General features: G+C 71.7%; 15 protein-coding genes. 11 read left to right on the forward strand and 4 right to left on the reverse strand.

Annotated elements, in window-relative coordinates:
• Positions 1-24 precede the first annotated feature (24 nt).
• A complete protein-coding gene (gene tkt / locus IE305_RS27465) occupies positions 25-2,106 on the reverse strand; it encodes a transketolase (protein WP_190132466.1) in 2,082 nt (693 codons plus the stop codon).
• 473 nt (positions 2,107-2,579) lie between these two features.
• Between tkt and IE305_RS27470 the strand changes: the two genes are divergently transcribed.
• The 3 genes from IE305_RS27470 to IE305_RS27480 all read left to right on the forward strand — a co-directional run bounded on the left by IE305_RS27470 (position 2,580) and on the right by IE305_RS27480 (position 5,176).
• Positions 2,580-3,542 (forward strand): heme o synthase, encoded by a 963-nt coding sequence (locus IE305_RS27470; protein WP_190132467.1) that lies wholly within the window; start codon positions 2,580-2,582, stop codon positions 3,540-3,542.
• A gap of 104 nt (positions 3,543-3,646) precedes the next feature.
• Complete coding sequence (locus IE305_RS27475; RefSeq protein ID WP_190132468.1) at positions 3,647-4,033, forward strand: hypothetical protein; 387 nt, start codon at positions 3,647-3,649, stop codon at positions 4,031-4,033.
• A 75-nt stretch (positions 4,034-4,108) separates the two neighbouring features.
• Positions 4,109-5,176: an amidohydrolase gene (locus IE305_RS27480; RefSeq protein ID WP_190132469.1), complete on the forward strand. Its 1,068-nt coding sequence runs from the start codon at positions 4,109-4,111 to the stop codon at positions 5,174-5,176.
• On the opposite strand, the gene IE305_RS27485 is transcribed toward IE305_RS27480, so the two are convergent.
• The 3 genes from IE305_RS27485 to IE305_RS27495 form a co-directional block, all read right to left on the reverse strand.
• On the reverse strand, positions 5,146-6,153 hold the full coding sequence (locus IE305_RS27485) for a COX15/CtaA family protein (protein WP_190132470.1): 1,008 nt from the start codon (positions 6,151-6,153) through the stop codon (positions 5,146-5,148). The two genes, IE305_RS27480 and IE305_RS27485, sit on opposite strands and share 31 nt — an antisense overlap.
• A 77-nt stretch (positions 6,154-6,230) precedes the next feature.
• Positions 6,231-6,947, reverse strand: a complete 717-nt coding sequence (locus IE305_RS27490; protein ID WP_190132493.1) for an ABC transporter permease — start codon at positions 6,945-6,947, stop codon at positions 6,231-6,233.
• 50 nt (positions 6,948-6,997) lie between these two features.
• Positions 6,998-7,957: an ABC transporter ATP-binding protein gene (locus IE305_RS27495; protein WP_190132471.1), complete on the reverse strand. Its 960-nt coding sequence runs from the start codon at positions 7,955-7,957 to the stop codon at positions 6,998-7,000.
• 136 nt (positions 7,958-8,093) lie between these two features.
• Here IE305_RS27495 and IE305_RS27500 point away from each other — a divergent pair, with 136 nt between their 5' ends.
• The 8 genes from IE305_RS27500 (at position 8,094) to IE305_RS27535 (ending at position 14,837) form a co-directional block, all read left to right on the forward strand.
• Positions 8,094-8,915, forward strand: coding sequence for a helix-turn-helix transcriptional regulator (locus tag IE305_RS27500; RefSeq protein ID WP_190132472.1), 822 nt, complete (start codon positions 8,094-8,096; stop codon positions 8,913-8,915).
• On the forward strand, positions 8,912-10,333 hold the full coding sequence (sufB, locus tag IE305_RS27505; RefSeq protein WP_190132473.1) for a Fe-S cluster assembly protein SufB: 1,422 nt from the start codon (positions 8,912-8,914) through the stop codon (positions 10,331-10,333). The genes IE305_RS27500 and sufB overlap by 4 nt, the downstream gene beginning before the upstream one ends.
• Before the next feature lie 62 nt (positions 10,334-10,395).
• On the forward strand, positions 10,396-11,577 hold the full coding sequence (sufD, locus tag IE305_RS27510) for a Fe-S cluster assembly protein SufD (RefSeq protein WP_190132474.1): 1,182 nt from the start codon (positions 10,396-10,398) through the stop codon (positions 11,575-11,577).
• Positions 11,574-11,906: a non-heme iron oxygenase ferredoxin subunit gene (locus IE305_RS27515; protein ID WP_190132475.1), complete on the forward strand. Its 333-nt coding sequence runs from the start codon at positions 11,574-11,576 to the stop codon at positions 11,904-11,906. The genes sufD and IE305_RS27515 overlap by 4 nt, the downstream gene beginning before the upstream one ends.
• A gap of 7 nt (positions 11,907-11,913) precedes the next feature.
• Positions 11,914-12,678, forward strand: a complete 765-nt coding sequence (sufC, locus tag IE305_RS27520; RefSeq protein WP_190132476.1) for a Fe-S cluster assembly ATPase SufC — start codon at positions 11,914-11,916, stop codon at positions 12,676-12,678.
• Positions 12,679-12,772: 94 nt separating this feature from the next.
• Positions 12,773-14,026 (forward strand): cysteine desulfurase, encoded by a 1,254-nt coding sequence (locus IE305_RS27525; protein ID WP_190132494.1) that lies wholly within the window; start codon positions 12,773-12,775, stop codon positions 14,024-14,026.
• 14 nt (positions 14,027-14,040) lie between these two features.
• Positions 14,041-14,496 (forward strand): Fe-S cluster assembly sulfur transfer protein SufU, encoded by a 456-nt coding sequence (gene sufU, locus IE305_RS27530; RefSeq protein ID WP_190132477.1) that lies wholly within the window; start codon positions 14,041-14,043, stop codon positions 14,494-14,496.
• Positions 14,493-14,837 (forward strand): metal-sulfur cluster assembly factor, encoded by a 345-nt coding sequence (locus tag IE305_RS27535; RefSeq protein WP_190132478.1) that lies wholly within the window; start codon positions 14,493-14,495, stop codon positions 14,835-14,837. The genes sufU and IE305_RS27535 overlap by 4 nt, the downstream gene beginning before the upstream one ends.
• Positions 14,838-14,940 lie beyond the last annotated feature (103 nt).

A 14,940-nucleotide genomic window follows, 5' to 3' on the forward strand; every position in this document is an offset into this window, starting at 1 on the left:
TCAGAAATTCTCGAGTGAGGGGCGTCAGCGCCGGCCGGCGTCGGCGATCGACTCGCGTGCGGCCTCGATCACGGCGTCGGTGGTGATGCCGAACTCGCGGTACAGCACCTTGTAGTCGGCGGACGCACCGAAGTGCTCCAGGGAGACGATGCGGCCGGCGTCGCCGACGTAGCGGTGCCAGGTGAGGCCGATGCCGGCCTCGACGGCCACCCGGGCCTTGACGTCCGGCAGCAGCACGCCGTCGCGGTACGCCTGGTCCTGCTCCTCGAACCACTCGACCGACGGCATCGACACCACGCGGGTGGGGATGCCCTCGGACTGGAGCTGCTCGCGGGCCTCGACGGCCAGCTGCACCTCGGAGCCGGTGGCGATGAGGATGACCTGCGGGCGGCCGCCCTCCGCCTCGAACATCACGTAGCCACCCTTGGCCACGCCCTCGTTGGGGGCGTAGGTCGGCACGTTCTGGCGGGTGAGCGCCAGGCCGTGCGGGGCGGGCTTGGCGGCGTGGCGCTTCATGATCTCGCGCCAGGCGATCGCCGTCTCGTTGGCGTCGGCCGGACGGACCATGTTGAGGCCCGGGATGGCGCGCAGCGCGGCCATGTGCTCCACCGGCTGGTGGGTCGGGCCGTCCTCGCCCAGGCCGATGGAGTCGTGCGTCCACACGTACGTGACCGGCAGCTTCATCAGCGCGGCCAGGCGCACGGCCGGGCGCATGTAGTCGGAGAACACCAGGAAGGTGCCGCCGTAGACCCGGGTGTTGCCGTGCAGCGCGATGCCGTTCATCGTCGAGCCCATGGCGTGCTCGCGGATGCCGAAGTGGATCGTGCGGCCGTACGGGTTCGCCTCCGGGAGGGGGTTGCCCTCGGGGAGGAAGGACGACGTCGGGTCGATCGTGGTGTTGTTCGAGCCGGCGAGGTCGGCGGAGCCGCCCCACAGCTCCGGGATCACGTCGCCCAGCGCCTTGAGGACCTCGCCGGACGCCTTGCGGGTGGCCACGTCCTTGCCGGCCGGGAAGACCGGGACGGCCTTCTCCCAGCCGTCGGGCAGCTCGCCCGCGGAGATCCGGTCGAAGGCGGCGGCGCGCTCCGGGTTGGCCTCGCGCCACGTGGTCATCTGCTTCTCCCAGGTCGCGCGGGCCTCGCGGCCGCGGTCGACGACCTTGCGGACGTGCGCGAAGACCTCGTCCTCGACCTGGAAGTGCTGCTCGGGGTCGAAGCCGAGCACCTTCTTGGTCGCGGCGACCTCGGCCTCGCCCAGCGCCGAGCCGTGGGAGGCTTCGGTGTTCTGGGCGTTGGGGGCCGGCCAGGCGATGATCGTGCGGGCCGCGATCAGCGACGGGCGCTCGGTCTCGGCCTTGGCGGCCTGGAGCGCGGCGTGCAGCGCGTGGACGTCGAAGTCGCCGTTGGGGGCCTGCTCGATGCGCTGGACGTGCCAGCCGTACGCCTCGTAGCGCTTGAGGACGTCCTCGGAGAACGCCGTCTCGGTGTCGCCCTCGATGGAGATGTGGTTGTCGTCGTAGAGCGCGACGAGGTTGCCCAGCTTCTGGTGGCCGGCCAGCGAGGACGCCTCGGCGGAGATGCCCTCCTCCAGGTCGCCGTCGGAGACGATCGCCCAGACGGTGTGGTCGAAGGGGGACTCGCCCTGCGGGGCCTCCGGGTCGAACAGGCCGCGCTCGTAGCGGGCGGCCATCGCCATGCCCACCGCGTTGGCGATGCCCTGGCCCAGCGGACCGGTGGTGGTCTCCACACCGCGGGTGTGGCCGTGCTCCGGGTGACCGGGCGTCTTGCTGTCCCAGGTGCGGAACGCCTTGAGGTCCGCGAGCTCCAGGCCGTAGCCGGCCATGAAGAGCTGGACGTACAGGGTCAGGCTGGTGTGGCCCGGCGAGAGGACGAACCGGTCGCGGCCGGTCCAGTCGGCGTCACTGGGGTCGTGCCGCATCAGCTTCTGGAACAGCAGGTACGCGGCCGGGGCGAGGCTCATGGCCGTGCCCGGATGGCCGTTGCCGACCTTCTGCACGGAGTCCATGGCCAGGACACGGGCGGTGTCCACGGCCCGCTGGTCCAGTTCGGTCCATTCGAGGTCTGTGGTGGTCGGCTTGGTGCTCACCCTTTGATCAGGGCTCCTCTCCACATGGTCAATCTGCCGGGGGCGGTATTGCCCGCCACGACGCGGCGCTGACGAGCCTACCCTCGCCGGGACGCGCATCCTTTCGACGGACAGCCGCCCGTCCGGGGCCCTCCCGACCGGCAACCGGGCGGTGGAGCCGGACATTCCCGTCCCGGGGCGGCGGAAGGTTCCCGCCACCGTGTGACGGCCGTGGTCGTGGCGGCCGTGACCACGGGCATGTCTCCAGCGTGCCGGGCGCTGCGCCGCGGCGCCTGTCGAACGCCATCGTTCCGTCGCCCGGCCGTCATCCCGGTGGTCACACCCGTGATCACCGCGGCCGCGGGCCCAACACGACCCGACCCCGGCGAAGGCCGTGCCACCCCCTGCGTCTAGAGTGGCGTGGTACGCGCAAGCCTTTACCCGGGAAACCCGCCGGGATGCGCTTGCTGGCCTTATCTCTGTCAGGGGTGTGCGTGACGGCCGTCGAATCCCGTCCTGCGGGGGTCATCGCCGCGGGGAAGCCCGCCGAGGGCCCCGTCCCGGGCCACCGGCCGTTCGGTGCACGGGTCAAGGGCTTCGTGGCGCTGACGAAGCCGCGCGTCATCGAGCTGCTGCTGATGACGACGGTGCCGGTGATGTTCCTGGCAGCCCAGGGCGTTCCCGACCTGTGGCTGGTCCTGGCCACCTGCGTCGGCGGCTATCTGTCGGCCGGCGGCGCGGGCGCGTTCAACATGTACTACGACCGCGACATCGACGCGCTGATGGACCGTACGTCGCAGCGGCCGCTGGTGACGGGCATGGTCTCGCCGCGCGAGTGCCTGGTCTTCGCCACCGCGCTGACCGTCGGCTCGACGGTGTGGTTCTGGTTCCTGGTCAACCCGCTGTCGGCGATGCTCTCGCTCGGCGCGTCGTTGTTCTACACCGTCGTCTACACGATGATCCTCAAGCGGCGTACCGCGCAGAACATCGTCTGGGGCGGCATCGCCGGCTGCCTGCCGGTGATCATCGGCTGGTCCGCGGTGAAGAACGAGGTCTCCTGGGCCTCGCTGATCCTCTTCCTGGTGATCTTCTTCTGGACGCCGCCGCACTACTGGCCGCTGTCCATGCGGGTCAAGGACGACTACGAGCGCGTCGGCGTGCCGATGCTGCCGGTCGTCGCCGGCAACAAGGCCGTGGCCCGGCAGATCGTCCTCTACAGCTGGGTGATGGTCGCCGTCTCGCTGCTGCTCACCCCGCTGGGCTACACCGGCTGGTTCTACACGCTGGTGGCCGTGGTCTGCGGCGCCTTCTGGCTGAAGGAGGCGCACGCCCTCCAGGCCCGCGCCAAGGCCGGCATCACCGGGCCCAAGCTCAAGGAGATGCGGCTCTTCCACTGGTCGATCACCTACGTGTCGCTGCTCTTCACGGCGGTCGCGATCGACCCGTTCCTGCGCTAGGGACGCACGGCTCCGCCGAAGGGCGGCCACGTGGCACAGGCCACGCGGCCGCCCTTCGCGTTGGGGCTACCGGTGGACTGCTACTCGTCGGTAGCATCGGGATCATGGCAGAAACCACGCAGGCCGAGGAGACGGCGGCCGCCGCGCCCGGCCCCAAGGACCGGCGCGAGGCCGCACGGCTCGCCCGGCAGATCACCGCCTTCGCCCGCAGCCACGGCGGCGGCGCACAGGGCCAGCTGGCCCACATCGGCCGCGGCACCACCCGCATCGCCCTGGTGGGCACCGACGGCCAGTGGGGCAACCTGGTGGCCCGCTCGCACGCCGCCGCCGGCGAGGCCGTGCGGCTCGCCGGGATCGAGCTGCGGGACGACTTCGACGGCGAGATGGCGGCCAAGGTCCGCACCGGCCCGTACGAGTGGTCGCGCATGGCCGGCCTCCAGATCGGCGGCCCCGCCAACCCGCCCGCCCAGCAGCCGCCCGCCGATAACTGACGGCCCCCTCGCCCGTTAGTCCCTCGGGAGCGGCGCCGCGGCGCCGCCCGGGGGCACGGCAGGGGGAGGGCGAGGATGGACGGCATACCGCCGCTCGTCGACCAGTACAGCCAGGGCGCGGCCCAGCGCGAGCTGGGGCTGGGCAGCTTCGAGCAGCACCTCGCGGAGGCCGCCGGCGCGGCCGGGCCGGCCCCGCCGGGCACCACCTTCTTCGACAGCCGCGCCGGCCTGGCCGTACGCCGCTGGTGCCCGCCGCTGCTGGGCCTGGAGCCGCACTGCGCGCCCGTGCGCTACCTGGCCCGCCGCCGGGAGCTGGGCGCCTACCGGTCCGCGCGGCTCCTGCTGCGCGGCGCCGGCATCGGCACGTTCCTGCTGCCCCCGGGGCCCGTGGACGACCTCACGTCACCGGCCGAGCTGGCCCGTGCCGCCGGCGGGCGCGCCCACGAGGTGGTGCGGCCCGAGGCGCTGGCCGCGCGGGCCGCCGACGGAGCCCCCGGCGCGGACGCCTTCCTGTGCGCCGCCGCGGAGGCCGTGTACGGCGCGGCCCGTACCGCCACCGCCTTCGCCTCGGCCGCCCCCGGCTGCGACGGCGAGCCGCCGCCCGCCGCGCGGGTGCGCGAGGCCGCGGGGCGCTGGCTCCGCACCCGGGCGCCGGGCGAGGAGCCGGCCGGTCCGGTGCTGACCCGGCACCTGCTGTGGACCGCCGTGGCCACCGGACTCCCCGTCCAGCTGCACGGTGCCGACCCCGAGGCGTTCACCGGGTTCCTGCGCGCGACCTCCGGGCGGGGCGCCGATCTGGTGCTGCTGCCCGGCCCCGGCCCCTGGCATCGCCGCCGCGCGTACCGGCTGGCCGCGGCCTTCCCGCACGTCTACGCGGACGTGGGGGCGCGGCCGGAGGAGGCCCTGCGCGAGGCGCCGTTCGGCAAGCTGCTGTTCTCCACGGGCGCGCGGGCCCTGGCGGAGCTGTACGTGGTGGCCGCCCGGCTCTTCGTACGGGCCATGGAGCGGCTGATGGGGCACTGGGTGGCCGACGGGTGGTGCCGGGCCGCCGAGGCGGCCCGCATCGCCTCCCTGGTGGCGGCCGGCACGGCCCGCAGGGTCTACCGGCTGGACTACCGGCCGGCCGCGGCGGCGGCCGGCTGACCGGCCAGAGCCTCGTGGTCGCCGGACGGCTGCCCCGGCGTGCGCAGGCCCGCCGCCTCGCCGCGCTCGCGCAGCGACAGCGGGACCCGCAGCACCGCGATCCACACCAGGCAGGAGCCGAAGAGGTGGGCGCCGACGACGATCTCGGGCGAGTCGTTGAAGTACTGGACGTAGCCGACGACGCCCTGGAGCAGCAGCACGACGAGGAGCTCCGCCACGCGGCGGACCGCCGTGGCGGGCGCCTGCACGGCCCGCAGCACGAACCACAGGGCGATCGTCAGGCCCAGCACGACGAACACGAAGTCGACGTGCAGCTGGGTGATCTGGTGCCAGTCCAGCGGGATGCGGTGGATGTGCTTCGAGGCGTCGCCCGCGTGCTTGCCCGAGCCCGTCACCACGGTGCCGGCCACGATCAGCAGCGCGGTCGCCGCCACGAGGACCCAGGAGAGCTGCCGCACGGGGCGGGCCACCAGGTCACGGGGGGTCTCGTCGCCCTCGCCGGTGCGGTGCCACATCACCACGGCGATCGTCAGCAGCGTGGTCGCGGCGAGGAAGTGCGAGGCGACGACGTACGGGTTCAGGCCGGTCAGCACGGTGATGCCGCCGATGACGCCGTTGCTGGCGATCACCCAGAACTGCGCCCAGCCCAGCCGTGTGAGGGGGCGGCGGTGCGGGGCGCGCGCGCGTGCCGCGACGATCGCCACACCGACCACGGCGCACAGCACGTAGGTCAGCATCCGGTTGGTGAACTCGATGATGCCGTTGATGCCCATGGCGGGCGTCGGCGTCAGGCTGTCCTCGGTGCACGTCGGCCACGTCGGGCAGCCCAGGCCCGACTGGGTCAGCCGGACCGCGCCACCCGTGACCACGATGATCACGGCCATGACGACGGCGCCGAGCGCGGCCCGCCGGACGAAGCGGGCGGTCGGCTGCCAGCGGTCGGCGACGAGCTGGAGGGGGTTCAGCGTTTTCGGCACGACAGTCATCGTACGGGGGTGCTTGTGCACGGATTCACGAGGCCCCCGGAACGAGGTTCCGCGCCGTCCGCCCCCGGCTACTCCCAGCGGAAGAAGCGCGCCGCCGCGCCCAGGCCCAGCACGGACCACACGGCGAGCACGCCCAGGTCGGCCCAGGGCACCCCGGCGCCGTCCTGGAGCACGGACCGCAGCCCGCCGGACAGGGCCGAGATGGGCAGCAGGCCCAGCACCGTCTGTGCGGCGTCCGGGAACTTCGACAGCGGCACGATGACACCGCCGCCCACCAGGAGCAGCAGGAAGACCAGGTTGGCGGCGGCCAGGGTGGCCTCCGCGCGCAGCGTGCCGGCCATCAGCAGGCCGAGCCCGGAGAACGCCGCCGTGCCCAGGACGAGCAGCAGCAGGACGGCGAGGGGGTTGCCGTGCGGCGACCAGCCCAGGGCGAACGCGATGACCGTCAGCAGCACGATCTGGAGCACCTCGGTGACCAGCACCGAGCACGTCTTGGCGGTCATCAGCGCCCAGCGCGGCAGCGGGGTGGAGCCCAGCCGCTTGAGGACGCCGTAGCGCCGCTCGAAGCCGGTGGCGATGGCCTGGCCGGTGAAGGCCGTGGACATCACGGCGAGGGCCAGCACGCCCGGCGCCAGGAAGTCGACGGCCGCGCCGTCGCCCGTGTCGACGATGTCGACGGTGCTGAAGAGCGCGAGGAGGAGGGTGGGGATCACCACCGTCAGCAGCAGCTGCTCGCCGTTGCGCAGCAGCATCCGCGTCTCCAGCGCCGCCTGTGCGCGGATCATGCGGCCCAGCGGGGCGGCGCCGGGCCGGGGGGTGAACGTGCCGGTCGCCGTCACGGGCGCAGCTCCTTGCCGGTCAGTTCCAGGAAGACGTCCTCGAGCGTGTGCCGCTCGACGGTTATGCGGTCGGGCATCACGCCGTGCTGGGCGCACCAGGCGGTGACCGTGGCGAGCAGCTGCGGGTCGACCGTGCCGTCCACGCGGTAGCTGCCGGGCACCGGCTCGCCGGCCGCGGAGCCGGCCGGCAGCGCCTTGAGGAGCGAGGCGAGGTCCAGGCCGGGCCGGCCGGTGAAGCGCAGGGTGTTCTCGGCGCCGCCACGGCACAGCTCCTCGGGGCTGCCCTGGGCGACGACCCGGCCGCCGTCGACGATGGCCACGTCGTCGGCCAGCTGCTCGGCCTCCTCCATGTAGTGCGTGGTGAGCACCACGGTGACGCCGTCGGCCCGCAGCTCGCGGACGAGCTCCCAGGTGGCGCGGCGGGCCTGCGGGTCGAGGCCGGCCGTCGGCTCGTCGAGGAAGACCAGCTCGGGGCGGCCGACGACGGCCATGGCCAGGGAGAGGCGCTGCTGCTGGCCGCCGGAGAGCCGCCGGTAGGGCGTGCGGCCGCAGTCGCCCAGGCCGAGCCGTTCGGTCAGGGCGGCGGGGTCCAGCGGGTGGGCGTGCAGCGCGGCGACGTGGCGCAGCATCTCGCCGGCGCGGGCGCCGGCGTAGATGCCGCCGCTCTGGAGCATCACGCCGATGCGGGGGCGCAGCGCGGCCGAGTCGGCGACGGGGTCCAGGCCGAGGACGCGGACGGTGCCGGCGTCGGGGCGCCTGTAGCCCTCGCAGGTCTCGATCGTGGTGGTCTTCCCGGCGCCGTTGGGGCCCAGCACGGCGGTCACGCCGCCGCGGGCGACGGTCAGGTCGAGCCCGTCGACGGCGGTCTTGGCGCCGTACTTCTTGACCAGCCCGCGGACGGTCACCGCGGGCTCTTCACCGGGGGTCCGGGGCTCCCCGGGGAGGACGCTGTGCATGCCGGGAAGTCTACGGAGCCGGGGCGGCGGCCGGGCCCGGCGGGGTGGCGGTTAGGTGACCCTTAGTGATCAAGGCCACCGAGGGTCACCCGGGCGACGCTTGTCGCCGCTCCGGCAATTACGCAACAATGGCGTTGTGAAATACGCGAGCGAGGCGACGGAGAGCGCCGCGGCCCCGGAGGCCGCCGGCGCGCCCACGGGCCTGCCCGCGCCCGCGCGGGAGGACCAGCGCGCCCAGGAGGAGCAGCGCGGCACCCGCAATCGCGTCGCCCGGTCGATCCTCGACCACGGTCCGTCCACGGCGGCGGAGCTGGCGCTCCGGCTGGAGCTGACGCAGGCGGCCGTCCGCCGCCACCTCGACACGCTGGTCGCCGAGGGGGTCGTCGAGCCGCGCGAAAAGCGCGTGTACGGCGCCCGCGGGCGCGGCCGGCCCGCCAAGGTCTTCGCGCTCACCGACTGCGGCCGGGACGCCTTCGACCAGGCCTACGACGCCCTCGCCTCGGACGCCCTGCGCTGGATCGCCCAGAGCGCCGGCGGCGGCGCGATGGGCGAGGCCGCCGTCGCGGCCTTCGCCAGGGCCCGGATGGCCGCCCAGGCCGAGGGCTACCGGGCGGCCCTGGAGGGCGTCGCCCCCGAGCATCGGGCGGAGGCCCTGGCCCGGGCATTGACCTCGGACGGGTACGCTGCTACGGCGCGTAGCGCGCCGGTCGGCGAACAGCTCTGTCAGCACCACTGCCCGGTCGCCCATGTCGCCGAGCAGTTCCCGCAGCTGTGCGAGGCGGAGACCGAGGTCTTCTCCCGCCTGCTCGGGACGCATGTGCAGCGTCTTGCCACCATCGCCCACGGCGACGGGGTGTGCACGACGTTCATCCCCAGGACGTTGCACACCACCAAGAACGCCCCACAGACAACGACAGCCACTGCATCCACCAGCACGGCCGGGAGGAACCCCGCATGACTCTCCCCACGGAGACTGCCCACCCTGAGCTCGAGGGTCTGGGCACGTACGAATACGGCTGGGCCGACCCCGACACGGCCGGTGCCGCGGCCCGGCGCGGCCTCTCCGAGGAGGTCGTCCGCGACATCTCGGCGAAGAAGTCCGAGCCGGAGTGGATGCTCAAGATGCGTCTGAAGGGCCTGAAGCTCTTCGACAAGAAGCCCATGCCGACCTGGGGCTCGGACCTGTCGGGCATCGACTTCGACAACATCAAGTACTTCGTCCGCTCCACCGAGAAGCAGGCCGCCACCTGGGAGGACCTGCCCGAGGACATCAAGAACACCTACGACAAGCTGGGCATCCCCGAGGCGGAGAAGCAGCGCCTGGTGGCGGGTGTCGCCGCCCAGTACGAGTCCGAGGTCGTCTACCACCAGATCCGTGAGGACCTGGAGGCCCAGGGCGTCGTCTTCCTCGACACCGACACCGCCCTGAAGGAGCACCCCGAGCTCTTCCAGGAGTACTTCGGCACGGTCATCCCGGCCGGCGACAACAAGTTCGCCGCGCTGAACACGGCCGTGTGGTCCGGCGGCTCCTTCATCTACGTCCCGCCGGGCGTCCACGTCGACATCCCGCTCCAGGCCTACTTCCGTATCAACACGGAGAACATGGGCCAGTTCGAGCGGACGCTGATCATCGTCGACGAGAACGCCTACGTGCACTACGTCGAGGGCTGCACCGCCCCGATCTACTCCTCCGACTCGCTGCACAGCGCCGTCGTGGAGATCATCGTCAAGAAGGGCGGCCGCTGCCGCTACACGACCATCCAGAACTGGTCGAACAACGTCTACAACCTGGTCACCAAGCGCGCCGTCGCCTACGAGGGCGCCACCATGGAGTGGGTCGACGGCAACATCGGCTCCAAGGTGACCATGAAGTACCCGGCCGTCTACCTGATGGGCGAGCACGCCAAGGGCGAGACCCTCTCCATCGCCTTCTCCGGCCAGGGCCAGCACCAGGACGCCGGCGCCAAGATGGTCCACATGGCGCCGAACACCTCCTCCAACATCGTCTCCAAGTCGGTGGCCCGGGGCGGTGGCCGCACCTCCTACCGCGGCCTGATCGAGATCGCCGAGGGCGCGAAGGGCGCCAAGTCCAACGTGCTCTGCGACGCGCTGCTGGTGGACACCATCTCCCGGTCCGACACCTACCCCTACGTGGACGTCCGCGAGGACGACGTGTCCATGGGCCACGAGGCGACCGTCTCCAAGGTCAGCGAGGACCAGCTGTTCTACCTGATGAGCCGCGGCCTGTCCGAGGACGAGGCCATGGCGATGATCGTGCGCGGCTTCGTCGAGCCGATCGCCCGCGAGCTCCCCATGGAGTACGCGCTGGAGCTCAACCGGCTGATCGAGCTGCAGATGGAAGGCTCCGTCGGCTGAGGCCGACCCCGCCCCGAGCCGCAGCGAACCCTTTGTGACAGGAAGAGAGCACGACGACAGCCATGGCTGACAACACTCCCGCCGGCAGCACGACCGACGGCGCCATCCAGGTGGGCGGCCCCCGGCAGCCCATCGACGCGCGGGTCAGCGCCCCCGCCTCGTACGACGTCGCGGACTTCCCCGTGCCGCACGGCCGCGAGGAGGAGTGGCGGTTCACCCCGCTGGCGCGCCTGCGCGGCCTGCAGGACGGCACCGCCGCCACGGACGGCGCCGGCGTCAAGGTCGACATCAGCGCCCCCGAGGGCGTGACCGTGGAGACCGTCGGCCGCGACGACGCCCGGCTCGGCCGCGCCGGCAAGCCGGTGGACCGCGTCGCCGCCCAGGCGTACAGCTCCTTCGAGGAGGCGTCGGTCGTCTCCGTGCCCAAGGAGACCGTCCTCACCGAGCCCGTGCGCATCTCCGTGCACGGCGAGGGCGGCGTGGCCTTCGGCCACCAGGTCGTCGAGCTCGGCGCCTTCGCCGAGGCCGTCGTCGTCATCGATCACACCGGCGACGCCACGCTCGCCGCCAACGTCGAGTACGTGATCGGCGACGGCGCCAAGCTCACCGTCGTCTCCGTCCAGGACTGGGACCGCACCGCCGTGCACGCCGGCCAGCACACCGCGCTGGTGGGCCGCGACGCCTCCTTCAAGTCCGTGATCGTCACCTTCGGCGGCGACCTGGTCCGTCTGCACCCGCGCGTCGTCTACGGCGCCCCGGGCGGCGAGGCCGAGCTGTACGGCCTGTACTTCACCGACAACGGCCAGCACCACGAGCACCGCCTCTTCGTCGACCACGACACCCCGCACTGCCGCAGCAACGTCGCCTACAAGGGCGCGCTGCAGGGCCAGGACGCGCACGCGGTGTGGATCGGCGACGTGCTCATCCGCGCCGAGGCCGAGGGCACCGACACCTACGAGCTCAACCGCAACCTGGTCCTCACCGACGGCGCGCGCGTCGACTCCGTGCCCAACCTGGAGATCGAGACCGGCGAGATCGTCGGCGCCGGCCACGCCTCCGCCACCGGCCGCTTCGAGGACGAGCAGCTCTTCTACCTGATGGCCCGCGGCATCCCCGAGCAGGAGGCCCGCCGTCTGGTCGTGCGCGGCTTCTTCGCCGAGCTCGTGCAGCAGATCGGCATCCCCGACCTGGAGGAGCGCCTCATCGCCAAGATCGAGGCCGAGCTGGAGGCGTCGGTGGCATGAGCGACTTCGTACGCGTCTGCGCGCTGGGCGAGCTGGACGACGACACCCCCAAGCGGGTGGAGGTCGACGGCGTCGCCGTCTCGGTCGTCCGCACCGAGGGCGAGGTGTTCGCGATCAACGACATCTGTTCGCACGCCAACGTCTCGCTCTCCGAGGGCGAGGTCGAGAACTGCCACATCGAGTGCTGGCTGCACGGCTCCAGCTTCGACCTGCGCACCGGCAAGCCCGACGGCCTGCCCGCGACGCGGCCCGTCCCCGTGTACCCCGTCAAGATCGAAGGAGACGGCCCGGACGCGGCTGTGCTCGTCTCCGTCACCCAGGAGTCCTGAGTTCCCCATGGCAACGCTTGAGATCCACGACCTGCACGTCTCCGTCGAGGCCGAGAACGGCCCCCGGGAGATCCTGCGCGGCGTCGACCTGACCGTGAAGCAGGGCGAGACCCACGCCATCATGGGCCCCAACGGCTCCGGCAAGTCGACCCTCGCCTACTCCCTCGCGGGCCACCCGAAGTACACCATCACCGGCGGCACCGTCACCCTCGACGGCGAGGACGTCCTCGAGATGTCCGTCGACGAGCGCGCCCGCGCCGGCGTCTTCCTCGCCATGCAGTACCCGGTCGAGGTGCCCGGCGTCTCCGTCTCCAACTTCCTGCGCACCTCCGCCACCGCCGTCCGCGGCGAGGCCCCCAAGCTGCGCACCTGGGTCAAGGAGGTCAAGGAGGCCATGGAGCGCCTCCAGATGGACCCCTCCTTCGCCGAGCGCAACGTCAACGAGGGCTTCTCCGGCGGTGAGAAGAAGCGCCACGAGATCCTCCAGCTGGAGCTCCTCAAGCCGAAGATCGCGATCCTCGACGAGACCGACTCCGGCCTCGACGTCGACGCCCTGCGCATCGTCTCCGAGGGCGTCAACCGCGTCCGTGAGACCGGTGAGGTCGGCACCCTCCTCATCACGCACTACACGCGCATCCTGCGCTACATCAAGCCCGACTTCGTGCACGTCTTCGCGAACGGCCGCGTCGTCGAGTCCGGCGGCGCCGAGCTCGCCGACAAGCTGGAGAACGAGGGCTACGAGGCCTATGTGAAGGGTGGCGTATCCCTGTGAGCGACGCACGCGAGGCCACCGGCCCGCAGGCGTCCCGCGACCCGCAGATGCGCCTCGCGGGCGGAGAAGCGAACGAAAGGGGCGGGGCGTGACCATTCAGCTGCCGGGTCTCCTCGACACCGACGCGATCCGCAAGGACTTCCCGATCCTGGACCGCCTGGTCCACGACGGGAAGAAGCTCGTCTACCTGGACAACGCGGCCACCTCGCAGAAGCCGCGCCAGGTGCTCGACGTGCTCGCCGAGCACTACGAGCGGCACAACGCCAACGTCCACCGCGGTGTGCATGTGCTCGCCGAGGAGGCCACGGCGCTGTACGAGGGCGCACGCGACAAGATCGCCGCGTTCGTCAACGCGCCGAGCCGCGACGAGGTGATCTTCACCAAGAACGCCTCCGAGTCGCTCAACCTCGTGGCCAACATGCTGGCCTGGGCCGACGAGCCCTACCGCGTGGACCACGACACCGAGATCGTCATCACGGAGATGGAGCACCACTCCAACATCGTGCCGTGGCAGCTGCTCGCGCAGCGCTCCGGCGCGAAGCTGAAGTGGTTCGGCCTCACCGACGACGGCCGCCTCGACCTGTCGAACATCGAGGAGATCATCACGGAGAAGACCAAGGTCGTCTCCTTCGTCCTGGTCTCCAACATCCTCGGCACCGTCAACCCCGTCGAGGCCATCGTGCGCCGCGCCCAGGAGGTCGGCGCCCTCGTGGTGGTCGACGCCTCCCAGGCCGCGCCGCACATGCCGCTCGACGTCCAGGCGCTCCAGGCCGACTTCGTGGCCTTCACCGGCCACAAGATGTGCGGCCCGGACGGCATCGGCGTGCTGTGGGGCCGCCAGGAGCTGCTGGAGGACCTCCCGCCGTTCCTCGGCGGCGGCGAGATGATCGAGACCGTCTCGATGCACTCCTCCACCTACGCCCCCGCGCCGCACAAGTTCGAGGCGGGCACGCCCCCGATCGCGCAGGCCGTCGGCCTGGGCGCGGCGGTGGACTACCTCACCTCCATCGGCATGGAGAACATCGCCCGCCACGAGCACGCCATCACCGAGTACGCCATCCAGCGGCTCCAGGAGGTCCCGGACCTGCGGATCATCGGCCCCACCACGGCCGAGGACCGCGGCGCCGCCGTCTCCTTCACCCTCGGGGACATCCACCCGCACGACGTGGGCCAGGTCCTCGACGAGCAGGGCATAGCGGTCCGCGTGGGCCACCACTGCGCCCGCCCCGTCTGCCTGCGCTACGGAATTCCGGCGACCACCCGGGCGTCGTTCTACCTGTACTCCACGCCGGCCGAGGTGGACGCCCTGGTCGAGGGTCTGGAGTACGTCCGGAACTTCTTCGGCTGACGAGGGCTGCCACAGTGAAGCTTGATTCGATGTACCAGGACGTCATCCTGGACCACTACAAGAACCCGCACGGCCGGGGCTTGCGTCCGGGCGACGCCGAGGTGCACCACACCAACCCGACCTGCGGCGACGAGATCACGCTGCGGGTGCGGCTCGACGGTGAGACCATCGAGGACGTCTCGTACGAGGGCCAGGGCTGCTCCATCAGCCAGGCCAGCGCCTCGGTGCTCAACGAGCTGCTGGTCGGCAAGGACGTGGCCGAGGCGCGGCGGATCCAGGAGACCTTCCTGGAGCTGATGCAGTCCAAGGGCCGGATCGAGCCCGACGACGCGATGGAGGAGGTGCTGGAGGACGCGGTGGCGTTCGCCGGCGTCTCCAAGTACCCCGCGCGCGTGAAGTGCGCCCTGCTGAGCTGGATGGCGTGGAAGGACGCGACAGCGCAGGTGCTGTCCGAGAGGAAGACCGCATGAGCGAGAACGCAGAGACCGGGACCACCACCAAGCCGGCCACGGAGGAGGAGGTCCGCGAGGCGCTCTACGACGTGGTCGACCCCGAGCTGGGCATCGACGTGGTCAACCTGGGCCTCGTCTACGGCGTCCACATCGACGACGCCAATATCGCCACCCTCGACATGACCCTGACGTCCGCGGCCTGCCCGCTGACCGACGTCATCGAGGACCAGGCCCGCTCGGCCACCGACGGCATCGTCAACGAGCTGCGCATCAACTGGGTCTGGATGCCGCCGTGGGGCCCGGACAAGATCACCGACGAGGGCCGCGAGCAGCTCCGCGCGCTCGGCTTCAACGTCTGATCACAGCTTCACTTCTTTGCTTCGAAGGCCCCCGGCGCCCTGTGACGCTGTTGGCGAATTCGGGGGTTCGCGTGACGTCGGCCTTCAAGACCCGGTTGTGGTC

Origin of the sequence: Streptomyces mashuensis (assembly GCF_014654785.1) — a bacterium.
Lineage (GTDB): Bacteria > Actinomycetota > Actinomycetes > Streptomycetales > Streptomycetaceae > Streptomyces > Streptomyces mashuensis.

Excerpts from the sequence above, each read along its gene's own strand:
- IE305_RS27475 (WP_190132468.1), top strand. The coding sequence starts at position 3,647 with ATGGCAGAAACCACGCAGGCCGAGGAGACGGCGGCCGCCGCGCCCGGC.
- IE305_RS27480 (WP_190132469.1), top strand. The coding sequence starts at position 4,109 with ATGGACGGCATACCGCCGCTCGTCGACCAGTACAGCCAGGGCGCGGCC.
- IE305_RS27490 (WP_190132493.1), bottom strand. The coding sequence starts at position 6,947 with ATGATCCGCGCACAGGCGGCGCTGGAGACGCGGATGCTGCTGCGCAAC.
- IE305_RS27495 (WP_190132471.1), bottom strand. The coding sequence starts at position 7,957 with ATGCACAGCGTCCTCCCCGGGGAGCCCCGGACCCCCGGTGAAGAGCCC.
- sufB (WP_190132473.1), top strand. The coding sequence starts at position 8,912 with ATGACTCTCCCCACGGAGACTGCCCACCCTGAGCTCGAGGGTCTGGGC.
- sufD (WP_190132474.1), top strand. The coding sequence starts at position 10,396 with ATGGCTGACAACACTCCCGCCGGCAGCACGACCGACGGCGCCATCCAG.
- IE305_RS27515 (WP_190132475.1), top strand. The coding sequence starts at position 11,574 with ATGAGCGACTTCGTACGCGTCTGCGCGCTGGGCGAGCTGGACGACGAC.
- sufC (WP_190132476.1), top strand. The coding sequence starts at position 11,914 with ATGGCAACGCTTGAGATCCACGACCTGCACGTCTCCGTCGAGGCCGAG.
- IE305_RS27535 (WP_190132478.1), top strand. The coding sequence starts at position 14,493 with ATGAGCGAGAACGCAGAGACCGGGACCACCACCAAGCCGGCCACGGAG.